This window comes from Brevibacillus sp. NRRL NRS-603, from assembly GCF_003013445.1.
GTDB lineage: Bacteria > Bacillota > Bacilli > Brevibacillales > Brevibacillaceae > Brevibacillus > Brevibacillus formosus.
Window position 1 is genome coordinate 17,447 of sequence record NZ_PXZN01000059.1, and the last position, 18,859, is coordinate 36,305.

The window sequence follows — 18,859 nt, forward strand, 5'->3', positions numbered from 1 at the left end:
ATGTTGTCCTACTTCATTGTATTCTCTCCCTATTCTTTGGCATTCTGGCTTTTTTACAAAAATTCAGGTCAGGGCATATGGTATCCTAAAAAAGATCTTATTTCCTTTTTTAGGTGACGTCATGAACTATATGGAGCAAATAACATGTGCCCTCTCGTTTATCGAGAAGCAGTTAACGGAAAAAGTCACGCTCGATGAAGTGGCATCAGCCGCCGGATATTCCAAGTACCATTTTCAACGCTTGTTTTTTCACGTGACAGGAGAAACTGTTGGCCAGTACATTTCGAAGAGGCGCTTGACCGAGGCTGCCAAAGTGCTGTCGCTCGAACAAAAGAGCGTGACAGAAGTCGCCTTTACATATGGCTTTGATTCCCACGAAGCCTTTACTCGCGCCTTTACGAAACGCTTTGGTCTGCCTCCTTCTGCACTTCGCCGATCAGGAAAAATGCCCCGGTACACCATGCTGGAGCGTATCGAGCTACCTTATTTGGAAAATATTCAGCTGCAATCGATTGAGCCCGTCTATGTCCCTGCCCACGAAGAACTGAACCTGGTAGGCTACTCCTCCGCTACTCGCTCGACAATAGATATTGTCCATTGCTGGAACCGACTGGGACAGAAAATCGCCATGCAGAATAACCAGAAGCGTTACGGGGTCCTTCGCTACCCGGATGCTTTCGGGCTTTCGTTGAGCTTTGCCTATTTTGCGGGCATACACACTGACGAGCATATTGGGACAGACGGATTGGAATCGCTCACGCTGCCTGCATCTGGTTATCTTGTCTTCCCTCACAAAGGATCGGTGCAAAATCTCAAGCTGACGTATCAATACATATACGGGAGCTGGATGGCACACGCATCCGCATCTGACCAGCTTTATGCCAGATACGATTTTGAATATTACGACCACCGTTTTCTTGGAAATGACCATCCGGATTCGCTTTGCTTCATTTATATACCCGTTCTAGCCCGAGAGTAATCGGTAGCGGTTCGCATTTTCGATCAAGTTTTCCTCGTTCTCCTGTCGTACGCTGGACGTGTGAAAAGGAGTGAATCGAATGAAAGAACTGACCTATTTGACGGCAACGGAGATGGGGACTTGGATTCGCGAGCGGAAAATAAGCGCCGAAGAAGCTACCCAGCATACCTTTAGAAGAATCGCCTCGCTTAATGGCAAACTGAACGCTATCGTCGCTTGTGACGAGCAGGCTGCTCTCGAATCCGCGAAGCAAGCGGACAAAGAAATGGCGGAAGGCAACATTCGGGGGCCCCTTCACGGGGTGCCGATCACCATCAAGGATTCCTTTGCCACAGCCGGACTTCCCACTACTTCTGGCTTCCCCCCTCTAAAAGGCTACATTCCGCAACATAACGCAGCCATCGTTCGAAGACTGAAGCAGGCAGGAGCCGTTTTGATTGGCAAAACGAATGTCTCTACCCTGCTTATGGATCTCCAAACAGACAACGATATTTACGGTAGGACAAATAATCCGTGGAATCAGGAGAGGACTTCGGGAGGCAGCAGCGGAGGCTCGGCAGCCGCAGTTGCCGCAGGACTTTCTTATTTGGATATCGGGAGTGACATCGGGGGATCGTTGCGTGTTCCCGCTCATTATTGTGGTGTGTTCAGCTTGAAGCCAACTGAAGGAGCTGTTCCGTCAACAGGACACATGCCCGGCTTTGAAGGAATGTCTGATTATACCTCGTCTCGTCATATGGCCTGCTATGGCCCTATAGCCCGTTCGATCGAAGACTTGGAAGTGGCGTTTTCCATCATTCGTGGTGGAAACGGCAACGCTGGCTTGCCTCATGGTCCACAAGTCTTGCCCCCTCCTCTTAACGATCAGCCCCTGCACATTCGTTGGATGGAGGAGTTGCCCGGCTACCCGACGAGTCGAGCCATTCGCGATCAGTTGCGGCGCTTTGTCAAAATACTGGAGCAACAAGGCATGCGCGTAGAACAAGTGACGGCACCGCCTTTAGATGTACGCAAGACTTGGGAAACATGGGGAAAAATCATCGACGCGGAGTTAAACTCCACGACGCCTACCCTTATGAGAGGATTAGCTCATCTCCTCACCATGCCGATCTATCGTCAGGTTCCCACGGCTACCATGCTCGTCCCGCTGACGTTCAAAAACTACATGCGTGTCTTAACCATTCGGGAGCAGCTCATTCGCAGCTTCGAGCAATTCATGGCCTGCTGTGACTTGTTCTTGTGTCCGGTAAGCTGCACGACAGCCTTTCCTCATATGGCAAAATCGAGAATGTGGGGCTACAAGCCGATATATACCAAGCCGCTGTATGTAGACGAGAACCCGCAAAACTACTGGGCCGCTACGACTTTTTATACGAATCTGTTTAATGTCACCGGAAGTCCAGTCGTAACGATGCCGATCGGTTTTGATGAGCAAGGTCTTCCTATTGGCATTCAGTGTGTGGGCAAGCGATGGCGTGATAGGGAATTGCTACAGAGAGCGTCGACATTGTACGCAACCTGCCCAGAGTGGAAAGCGCCTGAAATTTCTGTGGAGCCGCATTGAGGATAAAATATTCCAGCTCAACCTGCATAAAGCCCCTTTCCTATGCAGAAAACTACCAGTGCGAACCCTATTTCTGGTAATGAGGAGGGGCTTTATGCTTCCATTATGGAAAAAGAGCCTGACACTGATCGTTTCCCTGCTTTGCATGACGCTTCACCTGTCCGGCCTGTCCTCTGCAAAAGAGACAACAAACGCTCCATCTGTCCAACATTCACCTCTACTCCAATCGAAGCCGTTTCTTCAATCGCAGGAGCAGCTTGCCTACTCGCTCGGCATTCAAGCATACATCTACGGCTATCCCTTAGTGATGTCTGCCATAACGATGGAGCCAATGGTCAAAAATCGGGCGCCGATCAACCAGTTTTATTATGCGGACACACTCGCTTCCCCTGCTTATCGGGATATCGTGACTCCGAACTCCGATACATTGTATATGAGCGCATGGCTGGATTTGTCGGAGACGCCCGTCCACTTGACTGTCCCCGCCAATCCGCAAAACCGCTACTATACCGTGCAAATGCTGGATGCGTACACGAATACGTTTCGCAATGTCTCCAATCGTTCCACCAAGCAGCAGGCCGGACAATATATCATTGCAAGCCCACAATGGAAAGGGCCTACTCCTGCCCATATCCCTGTGATCTACGCCCCTACGAATACCGTCTGGCTCATTGGCCGTGTCGAGGTAAAAGGCGAGGCTGATTTACCTCAGGCAGTCTCGTTCGAAAAAAAAATTGCCATTTCCCCTGTCCACCCAAAATTGCAAACGGCACATGTTCCTGAAGCGCTTCCCCCAGATGTGTTGTCGTCCCTTTCCTTTTTTCAAGTCATGACGAAATGGATTCAGAGCAATCCTCCGCCCGAATGTGATCGCGTCTTGCTCGATCAATTCGCTCAAGCTGGGATCGATGTCCAAAAAGGCTTTGATCCTTCCGCGCTCGGTCCAGCAAAGCTTGCGGGCCTACAGCGTGCCTTGCAGGTTGCCCCGTCCATCGTGCAAAATGGCTTTCCCGGCTACGCGATCTTCCATAATGGCTGGGGCTCCTTTTCCCCCATCGGCACATATGGAAACCAGTTTCTCGCCCGTTCCTTTATCGCCTATTCCGGTATTGGGGCCAATGTTCCGAACGAAGAAGCCTATTATCGTGCATTGACAGATGGATCTGGAAAACCACTTACGGGGACCCAAAGCTATAGGCTGCATTTTACAAAGGAACAGCTTCCCAAGACGTCTGCTTTCTGGTCGATCAACGTCTATGACAACCAGTTGTTTTTAGCCAAAACAGCGGCAGATCGGGCATCAGTTCGCAGCAATACAGGAACGCTTGCGTACAATCCAGATGGCTCCCTTGATTTGTTTTTGCAACAGCAACCGCCCAAAGGCAAGGAAGGCAACTGGCTCCCTCTCCCAGAAGGCGAGTTCAATCTCGTTTTACGGGTATTTGCACCAGAGCCTGCAACACTGGACAATCAGCACGCTTGGCCCGCTGTCATGGAAAGTAACCCAATACCGTAACACAACGCAAAAGGCACCGCCCCATCGTGAGCGGTGCCTTCTGTATTGAGTCTGTTACTTCTTCAAATCTTCAATGGAGTTGATCTCCATGTAGGTTGGAACAGCTAAGCCCAGCTTGGTTCCTTGCAGATTCGGACCGAGATCCTCTACGTCTTTCCCCAGCTTTTCCATGTAGTCTGCGTGTGTCGTTGGCAGCCAAGCCGCTACCATTCCGTCCACATCACCGTTCGATACACCGACCCACATTGGACCAGCTTCTACTTGACTCATTTCTACCTGGTACTTCAGCTTTTGCTCCAGAACCGTCTTCACTACATTCGTGCTGGCAATCTCAGAATCCCACGCGACATAGGCGAGCGTCAATTTTTTGCCTTCTGCTGGCTGAATGCCTTCTACCCACTTGTTGACAGTAGCTTCATTGTTTTTCACCCATTCGGCTGCTGCCTCTTCCGGCTTTTTGCCGCTCTGGATATCAAGCATCACTTTTTCCATGTCCGCAGGTGCCCATGAAAACTTGTCGAGGAATGCATACGCACTTGGGTGCTCCTCTTTCAGTCCTTTGCGCACGATGGTATGAATCTGTTCATCCTTACCGAAGGTGCCTTTCGGGTCGTCGAGGTATTTCATTTCGAACTTGGAGAACATCCAGTGAGGTGTCCAGCCTGTCACGATTATCGGCTTTTTCTCTTTGTAGGCTTGTGTCAGCGCTGCCGTCATCGCTGCACTGGAGCCCTCCACCAGTTCCCAATCTTTTAGATCGTAGTCTTTCATGGCTTTTTCCGTCGCTTTCATCAGACCAGCGCCAGGATCGATCCCGATAATTTTATGATCCACTTGTGCTCCAACGCTATTCGGTGCAGACGTACCCGTATTGCCCTCGGCAGGCTGATTTCCCTGCGGTGTTCCTGCGTTTGAACATCCTGCCATCACCATACTGAGCCCAAGTGCGACTGCCAGCCCTTTCAAGGTGCCTTTTTTCATTTTCATGAAAACCCCTCCTACGCGTTTTTTCTCTTTCCAACACTTTGCGTGAGACGATCCAGCAGAATCGCCAAAATAACGATGGCCAGACCTGCCTCAAAACCTTCACCGATCTTGATCTGTGTTACGGCACGATACACGTCCGCACCCAAGCCTTTCGCCCCAATCATGGAGGCAATCACGACCATGGACAGCGCGAGCATAATGCTTTGGTTAATCCCGGCCATCATTGTCGTCTTGGCAATCGGCAGCTGTACCTTCGTCAGCTTTTGCCAGTAGGTAGAACCGAACGCTTCAGAAGCCTCGATCAGATCGGCAGGAACTTGACGAATTCCCAAGTTGGTCAGACGAATCGTCGGTGGCATCGCAAAAATGACAGAAGCGATAACCCCCGGTACTTTACCGAGTCCGAAGAAAAAGATGGCAGGAATCAAATAGACAAACGCCGGCATCGTCTGCATGAAATCAAGCAGCGGTGTGACGACCTTTTGTACGGACTCGCTCTTCGCGCACCAGATACCGACGGGAATCCCGATAATTACCGAGATCAACCCTGCCGTCAATACCAGCGCGAGTGTTTCCATTGAGTGCTCCCAATAACCCAGATTCTGAATCAGAAGAAGTCCAATGAAAGTAAAAAGAGCAATTGCCACTTTGCCTGCGCGATACGCCAGCAGCGTAAACAAAATGATCAGGGCCCAAAACGGGATTCCTGTTAAAATCCACGAAAACAAGTCAACCGTTCCACCGATTCCAGCTGATATGAAGTCAAACAAGAAGCCCAAATTCTCTTCCAGTCCATCTACAATCGTTTCTACCCAACTGTCGAGCGGCAGCTTCGGAAAAAGTTGGTTTTGACTCATGATGGATTCACCTGCCCCTCTTCATTCGTTGGCTCTGGAACTTGTTGATTTACTTTTCCTGCCAACCCACCCAAGACGGCTCCTTTTACAATCACGCCCAGGAGACGATTTTGTTCCCCTGTAACTGCCACAGGAATATCCGAAAACGCGACAAGGTCAAACATTTCATTGAGAAGCGTCTGCGGTCCGACAGTCGGTACCTCCGTTCGAAGCACGGATTCCAACGACTGTCCCGCTTCCTTAGCTCCGTTAACTGCGTCTGCCGTCAGCACACCCAGCAATGTTTTTCGCTTATCCACCACGTACAAACTGGAGACACCGCGCTCACGCATCATTTGCAGTGCGACCCGAGGCCCTCTGTCCAGTGTGATCGTCTCTGCCCGCTTCATGACTTTTTCGGCGGACAGCACCTTGGAACGATCCACATCCTCTACGAAGCGTTCTACGTATTCGTTTGCTGGATTGGTCATGATTTCTTCCGGCGAGCCGATCTGCACGATCGCACCGTCTTTCATCAGAGCGATTCGATCCCCGATCTTCAATGCTTCGTCCAGATCATGCGTAATGAAAATAATGGTCTTCTGCATGGTGCTCTGCAGTTCCAACAGCTCATCCTGCATGTCCTTGCGAATCAACGGGTCCAAGGCACTGAATGCCTCATCCATTAACAGTACATCTGGTTCATTCGCGAGTGCACGGGCCAAACCCACACGTTGCTGCATCCCGCCACTCAACTGATCCGGGTAGCTCGCTTCCCAACCGCCAAGTCCGACGAGTGCGAGTGACTTTTTCGCTTTTGCCTCACGCTCGGCCTTTGGCATCCCTTGAATCTCCAGACCGTACTCCGCATTTTCAAGCACTGTCCTGTGAGGAAACAAGGCAAACTTTTGAAATACCATGCCTAGCTTCTTTCTTCTTACATCCTGTAACTGCTCAGTGTTCATACTGACGATATCCGTACCGTCAATCAGGATTTTGCCTTCTGTTGGTTCAATCAACCGGTTCAACAACCGAACCAGGGTCGACTTCCCGCTTCCCGAAAGCCCCATGATGACGAAAATTTCGCCTGCATGCACCTCAAAACTCGCTTGATTCACCCCAAGGGTAAGACCCGTTTCCTTCAAGATTTCTTGCTTGGTCTTCCCCTGCTTCACCTGGGACAATGCGCGTTGGGGTTGGCGTCCAAAGATTTTGGTCAAATTCTCTACTTTGATCTTGGGCATATGGTCACCTCCAACTATTACGCCCGGCATCCGGACTGTTCTTTACCCTTACAATTGTAACCAGCGAATTTTTTTACCTCAAACTGGGTGAGGAATGATAATCCGTCATTTTCAGCGTTCAGAAAAAACTTTACGTACTTTACTTACTGTATTCTCAGTTTATCACGTATATACTGTACAACATCTCCATTTACTTTTTTCTTTTGGAGACGTACAATTCTAGTCAGGTTACTAAGACTAGAGGAGCTGCTTTTTTCAAAATGGATACCAATCAGGAAAAAATCCTCGAAAAAGCTCAGGAACGCGTGATTGAAACGCTCGCTCGCAACATGGACCTGTATGGAATTACCATGTCAACGGGACTGCTATATGGCACATTGCTCTTTCAGGACAAATCAATGACACTCGATGAGATGGGCGAAGCACTGGGCATGAGCAAAACCAGTATGAGCACCGGCGTCCGCACATTGATGGACTTAAATATGGTAGAAAAGATATGGAAAAAAGGGACCCGGAAGGATCATTACGAGGTCAATCTGGACTGGTACCAGAACTTCATCGACCTCTTTTCCGTGAAGTGGCGACACGCCTGCGAACATAATGTACACGCATTGAAAAAGTCGCTCCTTGAGCTTCGCGCTCTCCAGCAATCAGAAGAGCTTACGGAAGAAGTCAGCGAGCGTGTGGACCTCAGCATCAAGCGCATTGAAAATGGTTTGGAGTACTATCTGTGGCTGTCCCGTTTGATCGACTCCTTCGAATCTCATGATATCTTTCAGTTTGTACCGAAAAAGGAAAATGAATCATAAGAAGCTCGCACTCGAAAAAGACTCGTTCCTTCCATCTGGAATGAGTCTTTTTGTGGTACAATTATCCAGAGCGAATTCGCGCTCTTCTATGATGAAAGGAGTGGTCAGTTATGAAAAAGGACATGAACCAACGTTCTTATAAAGCTGTGCGTGTACCAAACAACCAAAAAGGGGAACACCAACGCTAACCCCCTTTCACTTAGGAGGAAATGGATTGATTCGAAAAACCGCTCTACTGATTATTGATGCGCAGGTAGGTATTATCGAAGGGCAACTTGGTCCTGTTTTTCAGCCGTCTACACTTGTCCAAACATTGAAAAAAGTAAGAGAAGATGCCTATAGCAAGAACATACCTGTGCTGTACGTTCAGGATGCGGATGTCGGAGAAGTCGGTTCAGACGACTTTGCCATCCACCCTGAGATCGCCCCTCTGCCATCAGAAACAGTGGTTCAAAAATTAGCGACTGACTCGTTTCACGGAACAAACCTGCACGAAAAGCTACAAGCACTCGGAATTAACCATCTCGTCATCATGGGGTGCAAAACCGAGTATTGTATCGACAGCGCCTGCCGCAAAGCGACTACACTTGGCTATGATGTAACACTCGTCAAGGACGGGCACTCTACGTCGGACAGTAAAGTGCTATCTGCGGAACAGATTATCGCCCATCACAATACATGCTTGCATGGATTAGGAAATATTGAGCCATTTATTTTGGTACGGGAATCAACGGAGGATGTCTTCGCCCCTACCCATGACTCTTACAGGTAGCGTTTTGCTGAACTCTCGAAACCGTCTCTTCAGGCGGTTTCTTTTCATGTCCTGCTTACGATTGGACCTTGCTATAATGGAAGAAATGAATCTGCCTATCGAGGAGAAACCATGTCGACTACTATTGCTATACCAAAATTGGGCGTAGGAGCTGTCATCCTAAACGACAAGAATGAGATTTTGCTGGTATTACGAAACAGAGATCCAGAGAAGAATACGTGGAGCATTCCCGGGGGAAAAGTTGATCCCTATGAAAAACTAGAGACGAGTGTCATCCGCGAAATCAAAGAAGAAGTCAATCTCGATGTCGAGGTAAAGGCCCTGCTGTGCACCGCAGAAACCATCCGCCCTGAAAATGCCGAGCATTGGGTTTCGGTCATTTACGAGGTCACGGTCCTGGGTGGAGAAGCACGGAATTTAGAGGAAGGCGGAGCGATTGGAGACATGCGCTGGTTTTCGCTCGATGCACTTCCGCCGAATCTGGCTTGCTTCGCCGTACCAGCTATCGAGCATTTGCAAAACCGGAACCGTTCATGAAAAGAAAAACGGACAGTTGCCCCATGTGGCCTGTCCGTTTTTTCCGTAAAGAAGATTACTCCCCTTTTTTAATGATCGCTTGCACTCTCCCCACTTGTCCATCTGTCAAACGAACCTTGATTCCATGTGGATGGGTACTGGAGTTCGTCAGGATGTCCTTGACGATTCCACGGGTGCGTTTGCCAGTGCGTTGGTCCTGTTTCAATACAATCTCGACTTCAAGACCCGCTGCGATGTCTTTTCGATTTTTTCCGTTCATTTTTCCCTTCTCCTTCTTTTCGTTCTATGTCCCACCTATGATATAATCGACAAACAAATCCATCTCACCGGAGGAATCCATGCTTACTTTTGAAGAAAAACTAGCGATTATTGAATCTTTTCCACAACTGACTCGGAATGACGTCTCCCTGAAACGGGTTAATTTTCATTATGAGGAAAGCCTTCATGACAAAAAGACAGTGGTCTATCATCTGCATCCAAACGGCAACGGGTTTGTTTTTGCCGCGTTTTTGAAGGGCTACCAAAAAGACGACAAGGGATATGTCAACATCCGAGATTTCTCGGCGGACGAGCTGCGCAAGGTAGTCGAGGCTTCGATCCAATCCCTCTCTGTGAAACGTGAACCAGCTCCAAAAGCTACTAGTGCAGCTGAACAATTGGAGCAAACATGGGTCGACAAGCAAAACCGCACGCTCTTGCTGCAACAGGAAGACGCGCTGTGGAACGTATACCACGGGATGAACCTCGAAGCTTCCTTTGAATCGTACGTAGAAGCGGAGCAGTACCTGATTGAAGAAGGATTTTCCCTGCAACAATAAGCCCTTCCTCCTCCCTGCTACATGTACCATACCAAATCGTAGACGTTTTGATCAAATTGGCGCAAGCGATCCGACTGCTTGCGCCATCCCAACACAGGGAGGCGATACTTCATGATCAAGTACAGAGATACACTTCTTTCAAATATCCACAAACAGATTGAGACGTGGTACGACCAGGAGGTTCCCGTCCCTCATGATGAGTTATATCGCTTTCTTCATTCATTAAAAGGGACATCCGGGACAATTGGCTTGACCGACTTGTCTGATCTGTCCGAGCTCCTTCTGGATCGAATGGATGACATGCCTGCCAAGGATTGGTCGCTCGGTGAATGGCGATTGTTTTTGCAAGAATTGATCAGCTTGTGTTACGAACAACGCCCGGAACAGGAAGTTTTTAACGAGAATCCCACTCTCCAACGGGATTCCCCTTGTGAGCAACAGCCTTTGGTCCTCATCCTGGATGATGACGTCACCTTGCTTATGTATCTAAAGGAATATTTAGAAAACCACAATTGGTCTGTCATCGCAACAGTCTATCCTCATAAGGCTCTCGACTATTTTCACGACATGAATCCTGACTGCTTCATTCTGGATTTGAATATCCCGGAAACAGGCGGCTTCCAAGTGATGCAGACGATTAGCGAAAAAATTAAGAAGCAATACGTGCCTACGACCATTATCAGCATCGATTGTGAACGGGAGACCCGTCTGAACGCCTATCGTTTGGGCGCAGATGACGTCATGAGCAAACCGCTTGATATGGAAGAGCTGGTCGTACGCCTCGAGCGCCAGCTTCGCCGGAAGCGCTGGATGAACAGCATCTTGTTTTTGGACGAGCTCACGGGTGTCAACAATCGGAATTCTTTTGTTGATACATACCAACGGCTTCTTTATGATGCCCAGCGAACCAACACCCCCTTCTCTCTGGCATTTTTAGATATCGATTTTTTCAAAGGGGTCAATGATACATACGGTCATCTGATCGGCGACGAGGTACTGACACGCTTTGCTGCTTTCATCGGGCAGAGCGCGGAAAAACATGATGTATTATTCCGGTACGGCGGAGAGGAATTTATCCTGCTGATGCCACGTACGACTGTACAGACAGGAAAGATGCGCCTGGAGCAGATGCTCTCTGCTTTTTGTTCGCTTACGTTCGATGCTCCTGAAGGAACGTTTTCTTTGAGCTTTTCCGGTGGGATCGTACAAGTAGATGATCCTCATAAACCGTATACGTATTGGGTAGAAGCTGCTGATACTGCTTTGTATGCGGCCAAAAACGCGGGGCGCAGCCGGATTGAAACCGCACAAATCACAGAGACATATGACTCCCCTAAGGTAAAACTGAAGGTCGCCATTATCGATGACGATCCGATGATTCGCGTGATGCTTGCCGATGCCATCCAAACCAGTTTTGACGGTTGGATGCACGTCGACATCCAGACTTTCGAAGAAGGAGCAGCTTTCTTTGACTCCACTTGGCATCAGGGACAAGAGCCTTATCTCGTCATTTTAGACGGGATGATGCCACAGATGGATGGCCTCGAGGTTCTCCAGAAAATCCGGAATTTGCCGAATGCCAAGAAATATACGGTGATAATGCTAACAGGCCGTACTGAAGAGCAAGACATAGTCCGTGCCCTTCAGCTCGGTGCTGACGACTATATGACTAAACCATTTCGTACACGTGAACTGGAGGCTCGCATCAAACGACTGGTTAAGCGAATGTTGTAAGGAGGTAGCAAGATGGCAACGATTATGCTGGCTGAAGACGAAGCCGTGTTGCGCATGTTGATTGGCGACACGCTCGAAGACGAGGGACACGAGCTCGATATCGCTTGCGATGGAGAGGAAGCCCTGCAAAAAATCGCTCAAAATGAGTACGACCTGATTATTTTAGATTATATGATGCCAAAGCTGACAGGCTTTGAAGTATTGCAGCAGATCAAACAGATGGACGATAAAAAGGCAGTCAAGGTCCTGATCCTCTCGGCAAAAAGTCAGCATGCCGAACAGGAGAAAATGCGTGCAGCTGGTGCTGATGACTTCATGCCGAAGCCCTTTAGCCCGATGGATCTTGTCCGGAAGGTGGAGGAAATGCTCGCATGACGGGGTTCTTGGCGTTTATCAGAAAAAGCATCACACGTCGCTTCATAGCGATGATGCTTCTTTTTCTGTCACTTCTGATTGCGGGCGCTGGCATCGTGCAAGATTTGAATAGCAACGCATTAACCCATTATCAGACGGAGATATACAATACCAAGGAAAAACAAAATTTGGTCGCAGCCATCGCTGAGCACACGAACCAGATCTTTTTTCGCGCAAGGGGTTATTACGCTTTTTTGAGCCCATCTGAATACAATGAGCTATTTCTTGAAAAAAAGAAGCTGGAACAAGCGCTGGATGAATTTAAGAAGCTCCCGCTCAATGATGAGGAGAAATCGCTTGTCGCTTCGATCGAGTCTTTTTTCACGAACTTTTTCACTAATGTTTTTCCTACTTTTTCGAGCTATGCAAAGAACGGAGACTTTGAATCCCTGCGAAAAGCTTCGGCCAGTGGCGTGAATCAGGAAGTAAACAACCTGCTTAAATACGCCGGGCGGTATCAGGAAGAGCACGATCAGCTTATATATACGAAAAACCAACTACTGTTCGAAGAGTTGTCACAGATAAGCACCTGGTTTCTCGTGTACTCGCTGATGGTGCTGGGGATCATGATAGTAGTCACCATTCAAACTACGCGGGATATCGGCAGGCCGTTGGTTCGTCTATCCCAAAATGCTGAACAGTTCGCTAATGGCGGTACACCTCTTTTGCAGGATTTGAACAGGATTGACGAAATCGGCAGGCTCTCCCGCTCCCTCGACTATTTGATCAGGCAAATTCAAGCCAAAGAAGAAGTTCTCATGGCGCAAAACGAAGAGCTGCAAGCCCAGCAGGATGAACTGATGATGCAGCAGGAAGAGCTGCAAGAGGCATTGGGCAAGATGGAAGAAAACGAACGGTATTTGGAAAAGAAAAACCGTTTCATCCTCTCTTTGGCGAATACGTTGGATAAAAGCGAGCTGCTGTCTAGTATCATTCGCAATATAACTGAGGTTATGGATGCCGATAAAGGTGTCATCGTCATGTTGAACACGGACAGGGATGCAGCTAGCTTTGGCGTTTCCCAGAACGGTCTGGAGCAATTGCGCAAAGGATTGGATGATGGTCCATTTGTGCGAATCAAGGAAACGGGCCTGCCATATGTCCTGATGCGTGAAAGTACGGACGCTGAGCGCGGCTACACAGAGGAAATGTCACAGACATCTGAGCTTTACCTCCCAGTATTAGATGCCCAGCAGACAATCGTCGCATGTATCATCCTATCCCGTATCGGTCGAAAATTCACAAATCAGGAGCTACAAGTCATCATCGGAATCGCCAAGCAGATTTCCTTGGCTTTCGATAAGCTCGCGATGTTTGAAGAGACGGAGCGACAGCGCAAAATGACTCAGGACATGCTCGATTCTGTACAAGAAGGCATACAGCTCATCGACCTTCATGGAGAAACCCTGCAAGTAAACCGGAATTTCTGTGAACTATTGACCTACGACAACCAGCTCGCTTCGCAAGGATTTGACTTCGAACAGTTCGTCTCCCATCTGCAAAGTAGAACCTCAGAGCCTGATCGGCTGATTCAGTATGTCAGGGCTGTCGTTTTAGATGAAGGTGCTATTCCTTCCGGCAGTATTGTGTTTCAGATGACGGGACCGCAAGTACGTTATATTCAGCTCTATGCAGAGCCTCTGTTCCGAAATCAGGAGAAATGGAGTACCTTGCTCGTTTACCGTGACTTCACGAAGGAATACGAGATCGACCAGATGAAATCGGAATTCGTCAGTACGGTCAGTCATGAGCTGCGTACCCCTCTCGCCAGTGTGCTCGGCTTTGCGGAGCTGCTGTTAAAGAAGGAGCTCAAGCCCGAGCGTCAACAGCGTTACTTAGCGACCATTTATCAAGAAGCGACCCGCCTGACTGCACTAATCAACGATTTCTTGGATTTGCAACGCATGGAATCCGGGAGACAGACATATGAGGTAGAAAATGTTGCGGTTGATCAAGTGATTCAGGATATTTTCGGACTTTATCAAGTTCAATCCCCGCTCCACAGATTCGAACTCGATTTACAAACGGAGCAAACCGTTGTTTATGGCGACCAAGCCAAGCTGCGTCAAGTATTTGTGAATCTGATCAGTAATGCCGTCAAATACTCTCCGCATGGCGGCCATGTCCGGGTGATTTGTCGACAAGATGGGGACAGCTTGCTCGTGGATGTCCAAGATGAAGGGTTAGGCATTCCTTCCGAAGCCATCCCTCACCTGTTTACCAAATTTTATCGTGTAGATAACTCGGATCGACGCGAGATCGGCGGTACAGGTCTAGGTCTCGCCATTGTTCGGGAGATCGTCCATATGCATCATGGTGAAGTTGCCGTTACGTCCGAATCGGGCAAGGGCAGCACATTTACGGTTACTCTTCCGCTGGCTGAGCATGCTTTGTCCCCTGGCTATCAAGCAGGGACGGTAGAAGCAGTCGTTCCAACTGGTCAATACAATGGAAACGTTGTGATTATCGAGGACGATTTGAACTTAACCGAGCTGTTGCGTGATGAGCTGACGAGCTCTGGGTTCCGAGTCAATTCCTTCTCTACAGCGTCTGAGGCAGTAGCAGCAATCGAGGAGCTGCGACCAGATGCTGTCGTGCTGGACCTAATCTTGAAGGGCGGAGAGAGTGGTTGGAAGGTCATTGAGGAAATACGCAAAAACCCGGATTTACGGACCATTCCGATCGTGATCTCCAGTGCTTTTGAGGAAAAGAAAAAGGCATTTGATCTGGGGGCAACCGGCTATCTGATCAAGCCTTATCATCCAGATACCTTGTCAAAAGCGATTTTGCAGGCCATCACGAATCATGAAGCAACGGGACAGATCTACATTCCCGACCAACAGTAAAGATGACAATGGACAAAAGAGGCTGCGGCGATGAAAGCGCGGCCTCTTTTTTTTACCTTCTACCAAAGAAAATCTTGGTATATTCATGCGCTTTCCATCACACATTAATAGAGGTTACTTTGTGCACTTTTGCCCTGCAAAGGAGGAGTTCATGTGTATTTCTCAAAAAAAGCAGTCGTTCCAATCGAAGAAGAGGAAACAGATGTATGGACGTGCAGTAACGAGGGCTGTACGTGCTGGATGAGAGATAACTTTTCCTTTGATAAGAGCCCGAGCTGCCCTTTTTGCCATGCCCGTATGGTAAAGGACACGCGCATGCTACCGGTCCTAACCAATCACAGCAGCAAACGGAACTCTTGAGCCCTTCTTTTCTTTTTTCTTGCGGGGATTCTTCCTCTTCTCTACAATAAGCTCATGACGTACGAATGTTAGAGGAGCATGCCCATGAACCGAAAAGAGATGGAAGATCAAGTGATTCAAGCCTACCAGCGCGACGAGGGCATGATGATTCTCGTTTTTGCCCAATGGTGTGTGAATCATGGTCTAGATGCACGCGAACTATACCGCCGCGCTTATCCCGCTCAAGGGGAAAATGCGTTACTCGCTCAAATGCTGGACAATACGGTGCCAAAAGAAGAAGCAGAGGACATTCCTGATGCGACTCTCCTTGGTGTATTGTCGCTGTTTGGCAATGACGATTTGGCGTTTGTGGTCAATGAAACCATCAATGAAATGAAAAAGAATCCGAAATAATGCATGAAAGCCATACTTGTGCGAAAGCTACGCGCGCGGGTGTGGCTTTCTTTCTTTTTCCCTTTCCCAAAACTCTCCTCCCCTGTCCAAATACGAATCAAAGAAAACTTTATTATCATAAAGCCATTCACAGTTTATTGTTTGAGCGACAACGTCAGCCGACAAACGATGAAATGGAGAATATCGAAATGTATACAGATTCAAAAATCTTGAAATCTCTGTTTTACATCCAACTCTTCTCAAGTTTTCTCGTTGTAGTCGGTCATTTTACGGCTTCTGCACTTTCTTTTACAGATCCGTTCTGGATTGTGGCCCTCAATCAGATCAGTCGCTACGGCACTGTCCTGTTGACGATCGCCACAGGCTATTTGACTGCTTATTCTTTTGAAGCCAAGAGCCCTACTGCTCGCGAGTTTTTTTCAGGGAAGCTTCTGTATATTTTTATCCCTTATTTAGTATCTGGTGTCCTGTACCATTACTTGTTGAAAAAAGGGATGCCTCATACTGCCCAAGATTTTACGAACATTGTTTTAGGCAAAACGGGGGACCATCTGTACTTTGTGTTTATGATTTGTCAGTATTACGTTTTTGTCTATCTGTTTCGCCGTTTGATCACGAGACGCAACATTTTGTATGTCATTTGGATTCTGCTCGGTATTCAGTACGTGTACATCAACTACATCCATCAGGGCTGGTTCGGGCTCACCACACGTCATATGCTCCCGAGCTGGATTTTTACCCTGTACATGGGGCACATGTTGTATTGGTACCGTGAATCGATCCTTTCCTTTTTGCGAAACAACCGCTCCATCCTGACGCTGATGACGGGTGTTTCCACTGCGGCTGCGATATTTTTTGTTGTCTCAAACAAGCTGTATGTGGCTGTGCATTTGACTTTTGTCTTCGCCACGCTTTTATCGTTTCTCGTGCTCATGGTCTTCTTTCTGGAACGTGTCGATCGTTTGCACATCAAGTTTCGAAAAGGGCTGACGTATTTTATTTTCTTGTTCCACTCTGCTTTTTTGATCATGTTCAAAGACTATTTGTTTGCGAAATACGGCGAGGTCGCTTGGCTGTTTGAAAACACGTGGTACTCGCTCTTGTACTTGCTCCTGATTATCGGGTGCAGTTGTCTATTGGCGCTCATGCTGGTCTGGCTGGTAAACAAACTGGAGCGTATCTCCAAAATCATACGACAAACACGCAGGCAGCTTTACACTAGCAAATAAACTGTCGCGTCTTATTTCACACAAAAATGACCTATTCATGGTGCACGTCTGCTATCGATCGTGCCTTCACGGATAGGTCATTTTTTGTGGCATTAGATATGATGGCTCATCGACATCGCGCCACTCGTACAGATGTCACAGGGCTTGAATTGCATGGAAAATTTCGTCTGTTGATCCGTAGACTCGCACGTAATCGTTCCTCCATGCCGCTCAATGATTTCTTTGCAGACGTATAAGCCAATTCCAGTACCGAGCTCCTTCGTCGTGAAAAACGGTTCAAAAATAACCGAGAGCAGGTCAGGTGGAATTGGCGATCCATTGTTGGAAACGGTAATCAAGGAGCTGTCAGGCGTTTGGGACACCTCAATGACAATCTCCTTATCGCCTGTTTTTTTATGTAACGCATCCAGTGCATTCGAAATGATGTTGATAAAGACCTGCTTCATCTCATCCTTGTAGCCTTTTAGTTGAAAGGTAGGGTCGATACTGCATTTGATATCCACATTCACGTCAACGATATTCGGATAGAGGAAGGAAAGAATCTCATCAAACAATTCCCAAACGCTAAAAACCTCCATTTGCTTGTAGACCGCTCCCTTTTTCGAGACCAGCAAAAACTGCGAAACCCGGTAATTCAATTGTCGCAGCTCATTTTCAATAATTTCTACGTAAGGGAGATTCGGATAATCTTCTTTTAACAAACGAGAGAATCCCATAATGGAAGTAAGCGGATTCCGGAATTCATGGACGAAGCTGGATGCCATTTGCCCCAGAATCGTGAGCCTGTCTTTGTGAGAGCGCTCGATAAATAGCTTCTTCTCTTCCAAATCGTTGTCTTTGAGATCGGTGTATTTGAAAACAGCGTGTACCAAAAAGACATCAAAGCATTCGTTTATTTTTAATAAGGCAGGCATTAAAGTGGCAGGCGTGAACGGGCCTTTTTGGAGAAGATCGATAACCATTTCCCGGCCCATGCACACGTTGGAAACGAAATCGCCAATGTTGGTCTCTGCCATGTTTCGTTCATATGCCACCTTGTAAGCCAATTCTTTAATATCCTCAAGAGTGATTTCTGAACGAAAATATTCAATAACCATTCGATACAGTGCTTGGCCATTCAGATGGATCAATCCCTTGTATTGATCACTGTCCGAAACGGCAATTCGTCGCTTGAATTCTTTTACGATCGTTGCCTCGTGCTCGTCCAAATATACTGCCAAGTCATCCATCGGCATCTATCCCCACTCCGAATAATAGGCAAAATCCCCTTCCAACCTATTATACTATCATCACCGTTAATTAACTAAATATTTTTACTACTTTAGCAAAAAAGAATAGTAAAAGGGAAAGGAGCTACTTGTTATCGTAGCTCCTTTTTGCCTATTACGTGCTTATTTTTATAATCGTCAAAGTCGCTCCAGCCCCTGTCAGAAGGGTAGCTGTTCCTAATAATCCGAACAGTTGCAGCGTGATTGTAGCTCCAGCGTTGAGAGGAGCGATGACGGTATTATTGAACGACGAGAGTGATAAAGCTGGTGAGATGATCGTTGGAGTGTATGGTGTTCCATTTATCAAGATCCTCGAGCTAACCAGTAATGCAGTCGTTGTATTGATGGAATACGAAATCAAATAGTTGCCTGCTGATGGAACCGTAAATACCGTATTGACGCCATTCACTGTAATGCCACCTGCTAAAACCTGGTTGTTAGGTAGAGGGACATTCGTTCCTCCGAGGATTACTGCTATGAGAGATCCTGAGGTATTGGCTCCGAAGGCGTTGATGTTGGTGAAGACTGTACCTGTTGCTCCGGTTGCTCCGGT

The 18,859-nt window shown here is 47.8% G+C and carries 19 protein-coding genes; 13 read left to right on the forward strand and 6 right to left on the reverse strand.

Translation table 11 applies throughout. From position 1 onward, the window contains the following. Positions 1–130: 130 nt before the first annotated feature. From C7R94_RS26860 to C7R94_RS26870, 3 genes are all read left to right on the forward strand, one after another. Positions 131–979 (forward strand): AraC family transcriptional regulator, encoded by an 849-nt coding sequence (locus C7R94_RS26860; RefSeq protein ID WP_233220681.1) that lies wholly within the window; start codon positions 131–133, stop codon positions 977–979. A gap of 79 nt (positions 980–1,058) precedes the next feature. Continuing rightward, positions 1,059–2,543, forward strand: coding sequence for an amidase (locus C7R94_RS26865; RefSeq protein ID WP_106785672.1), 1,485 nt, complete (start codon positions 1,059–1,061; stop codon positions 2,541–2,543). A 94-nt stretch (positions 2,544–2,637) separates the two neighbouring features. Continuing rightward, complete coding sequence (locus C7R94_RS26870; protein ID WP_106785673.1) at positions 2,638–4,059, forward strand: DUF1254 domain-containing protein; 1,422 nt, start codon at positions 2,638–2,640, stop codon at positions 4,057–4,059. 54 nt (positions 4,060–4,113) lie between these two features. Here C7R94_RS26870 and C7R94_RS26875 read toward each other — a convergent pair whose 3' ends face one another. The 3 genes from C7R94_RS26875 to C7R94_RS26885 are packed head-to-tail and all read right to left on the reverse strand — an operon-like array spanning position 4,114 to position 7,126. Then, complete coding sequence (locus C7R94_RS26875) at positions 4,114–5,040, reverse strand: glycine betaine ABC transporter substrate-binding protein (protein ID WP_106785684.1); 927 nt, start codon at positions 5,038–5,040, stop codon at positions 4,114–4,116. A 17-nt stretch (positions 5,041–5,057) separates the two neighbouring features. Continuing rightward, entirely contained in the window at positions 5,058–5,903 is an 846-nt protein-coding gene (locus C7R94_RS26880; protein ID WP_106785674.1) for an ABC transporter permease, read from the reverse strand. Further along, entirely contained in the window at positions 5,900–7,126 is a 1,227-nt protein-coding gene (locus C7R94_RS26885) for a quaternary amine ABC transporter ATP-binding protein (RefSeq protein WP_047069553.1), read from the reverse strand. Before C7R94_RS26885 ends, C7R94_RS26880 begins: the two co-directional genes overlap by 4 nt. A 260-nt stretch (positions 7,127–7,386) precedes the next feature. Here C7R94_RS26885 and C7R94_RS26890 point away from each other — a divergent pair, with 260 nt between their 5' ends. From C7R94_RS26890 to C7R94_RS26900, 3 genes are all read left to right on the forward strand, one after another. Next, entirely contained in the window at positions 7,387–7,935 is a 549-nt protein-coding gene (locus C7R94_RS26890) for a GbsR/MarR family transcriptional regulator (protein ID WP_047069554.1), read from the forward strand. Positions 7,936–8,149: 214 nt separating this feature from the next. Next, positions 8,150–8,707, forward strand: a complete 558-nt coding sequence (locus C7R94_RS26895) for a cysteine hydrolase family protein (RefSeq protein ID WP_106785675.1) — start codon at positions 8,150–8,152, stop codon at positions 8,705–8,707. A 111-nt stretch (positions 8,708–8,818) separates the two neighbouring features. Continuing rightward, on the forward strand, positions 8,819–9,244 hold the full coding sequence (locus C7R94_RS26900) for an NUDIX domain-containing protein (RefSeq protein WP_106785676.1): 426 nt from the start codon (positions 8,819–8,821) through the stop codon (positions 9,242–9,244). A 55-nt stretch (positions 9,245–9,299) separates the two neighbouring features. Here the strand turns inward: C7R94_RS26900 and C7R94_RS26905 are convergent, their stop codons facing one another. Further along, on the reverse strand, positions 9,300–9,503 hold the full coding sequence (locus tag C7R94_RS26905; RefSeq protein ID WP_106785677.1) for a YwbE family protein: 204 nt from the start codon (positions 9,501–9,503) through the stop codon (positions 9,300–9,302). 79 nt (positions 9,504–9,582) lie between these two features. On the opposite strand from C7R94_RS26905, the gene C7R94_RS26910 reads away from it, so the two are divergent. The 7 genes from C7R94_RS26910 (at position 9,583) to C7R94_RS26940 (ending at position 17,038) form a co-directional block, all read left to right on the forward strand. Then, positions 9,583–10,062: a hypothetical protein gene (locus C7R94_RS26910; RefSeq protein ID WP_106785678.1), complete on the forward strand. Its 480-nt coding sequence runs from the start codon at positions 9,583–9,585 to the stop codon at positions 10,060–10,062. Positions 10,063–10,173: 111 nt separating this feature from the next. Beyond that, positions 10,174–11,796 (forward strand): response regulator, encoded by a 1,623-nt coding sequence (locus C7R94_RS26915; protein ID WP_106785679.1) that lies wholly within the window; start codon positions 10,174–10,176, stop codon positions 11,794–11,796. 12 nt (positions 11,797–11,808) lie between these two features. Then, the gene (locus C7R94_RS26920) at positions 11,809–12,171 is read left to right on the forward strand and encodes a response regulator transcription factor (RefSeq protein ID WP_106785680.1); all 363 of its coding nucleotides are present in this window, start codon (positions 11,809–11,811) and stop codon (positions 12,169–12,171) included. Beyond that, positions 12,168–15,056 carry an ATP-binding protein gene (locus C7R94_RS26925; RefSeq protein WP_106785681.1) on the forward strand — a complete coding sequence of 963 codons (2,889 nt, stop codon included), beginning with the start codon at positions 12,168–12,170 and terminating at the stop codon, positions 15,054–15,056. Before C7R94_RS26920 ends, C7R94_RS26925 begins: the two co-directional genes overlap by 4 nt. A 153-nt stretch (positions 15,057–15,209) precedes the next feature. Further along, a complete protein-coding gene (locus C7R94_RS26930; RefSeq protein ID WP_016741285.1) occupies positions 15,210–15,416 on the forward strand; it encodes a cold-shock protein in 207 nt (68 codons plus the stop codon). 84 nt (positions 15,417–15,500) lie between these two features. Next, positions 15,501–15,809, forward strand: a complete 309-nt coding sequence (locus C7R94_RS26935) for a hypothetical protein (protein WP_106785682.1) — start codon at positions 15,501–15,503, stop codon at positions 15,807–15,809. A 188-nt stretch (positions 15,810–15,997) separates the two neighbouring features. Beyond that, positions 15,998–17,038 (forward strand): acyltransferase family protein, encoded by a 1,041-nt coding sequence (locus C7R94_RS26940; RefSeq protein ID WP_106785685.1) that lies wholly within the window; start codon positions 15,998–16,000, stop codon positions 17,036–17,038. Between the two features lie 92 nt (positions 17,039–17,130). On the opposite strand, the gene C7R94_RS26945 is transcribed toward C7R94_RS26940, so the two are convergent. Further along, positions 17,131–18,273, reverse strand: coding sequence for a sensor histidine kinase (locus C7R94_RS26945; RefSeq protein ID WP_106785683.1), 1,143 nt, complete (start codon positions 18,271–18,273; stop codon positions 17,131–17,133). Between the two features lie 148 nt (positions 18,274–18,421). Then, a partial coding sequence (locus C7R94_RS26950; protein WP_483296250.1) for a BclA C-terminal domain-containing protein occupies positions 18,422–18,859 on the reverse strand: 438 nt, incomplete at its 5' end.

What these genes read in the sequence shown, in the direction of transcription:
- C7R94_RS26860 (WP_233220681.1), top strand. Translation starts at nt 131, where the DNA reads ATGGAGCAAATAACATGTGCCCTCTCGTTTATCGAGAAGCAGTTAACG.
- C7R94_RS26865 (WP_106785672.1), top strand. Translation starts at nt 1,059, where the DNA reads ATGAAAGAACTGACCTATTTGACGGCAACGGAGATGGGGACTTGGATT.
- C7R94_RS26870 (WP_106785673.1), top strand. Translation starts at nt 2,638, where the DNA reads ATGCTTCCATTATGGAAAAAGAGCCTGACACTGATCGTTTCCCTGCTT.
- C7R94_RS26875 (WP_106785684.1), bottom strand. Translation starts at nt 5,040, where the DNA reads ATGAAAAAAGGCACCTTGAAAGGGCTGGCAGTCGCACTTGGGCTCAGT.
- C7R94_RS26880 (WP_106785674.1), bottom strand. Translation starts at nt 5,903, where the DNA reads ATGAGTCAAAACCAACTTTTTCCGAAGCTGCCGCTCGACAGTTGGGTA.
- C7R94_RS26885 (WP_047069553.1), bottom strand. Translation starts at nt 7,126, where the DNA reads ATGCCCAAGATCAAAGTAGAGAATTTGACCAAAATCTTTGGACGCCAA.
- C7R94_RS26890 (WP_047069554.1), top strand. Translation starts at nt 7,387, where the DNA reads ATGGATACCAATCAGGAAAAAATCCTCGAAAAAGCTCAGGAACGCGTG.
- C7R94_RS26900 (WP_106785676.1), top strand. Translation starts at nt 8,819, where the DNA reads ATGTCGACTACTATTGCTATACCAAAATTGGGCGTAGGAGCTGTCATC.
- C7R94_RS26905 (WP_106785677.1), bottom strand. Translation starts at nt 9,503, where the DNA reads ATGAACGGAAAAAATCGAAAAGACATCGCAGCGGGTCTTGAAGTCGAG.
- C7R94_RS26910 (WP_106785678.1), top strand. Translation starts at nt 9,583, where the DNA reads ATGCTTACTTTTGAAGAAAAACTAGCGATTATTGAATCTTTTCCACAA.
- C7R94_RS26915 (WP_106785679.1), top strand. Translation starts at nt 10,174, where the DNA reads ATGATCAAGTACAGAGATACACTTCTTTCAAATATCCACAAACAGATT.
- C7R94_RS26920 (WP_106785680.1), top strand. Translation starts at nt 11,809, where the DNA reads ATGGCAACGATTATGCTGGCTGAAGACGAAGCCGTGTTGCGCATGTTG.
- C7R94_RS26925 (WP_106785681.1), top strand. Translation starts at nt 12,168, where the DNA reads ATGACGGGGTTCTTGGCGTTTATCAGAAAAAGCATCACACGTCGCTTC.
- C7R94_RS26935 (WP_106785682.1), top strand. Translation starts at nt 15,501, where the DNA reads ATGAACCGAAAAGAGATGGAAGATCAAGTGATTCAAGCCTACCAGCGC.
- C7R94_RS26940 (WP_106785685.1), top strand. Translation starts at nt 15,998, where the DNA reads ATGTATACAGATTCAAAAATCTTGAAATCTCTGTTTTACATCCAACTC.
- C7R94_RS26945 (WP_106785683.1), bottom strand. Translation starts at nt 18,273, where the DNA reads ATGCCGATGGATGACTTGGCAGTATATTTGGACGAGCACGAGGCAACG.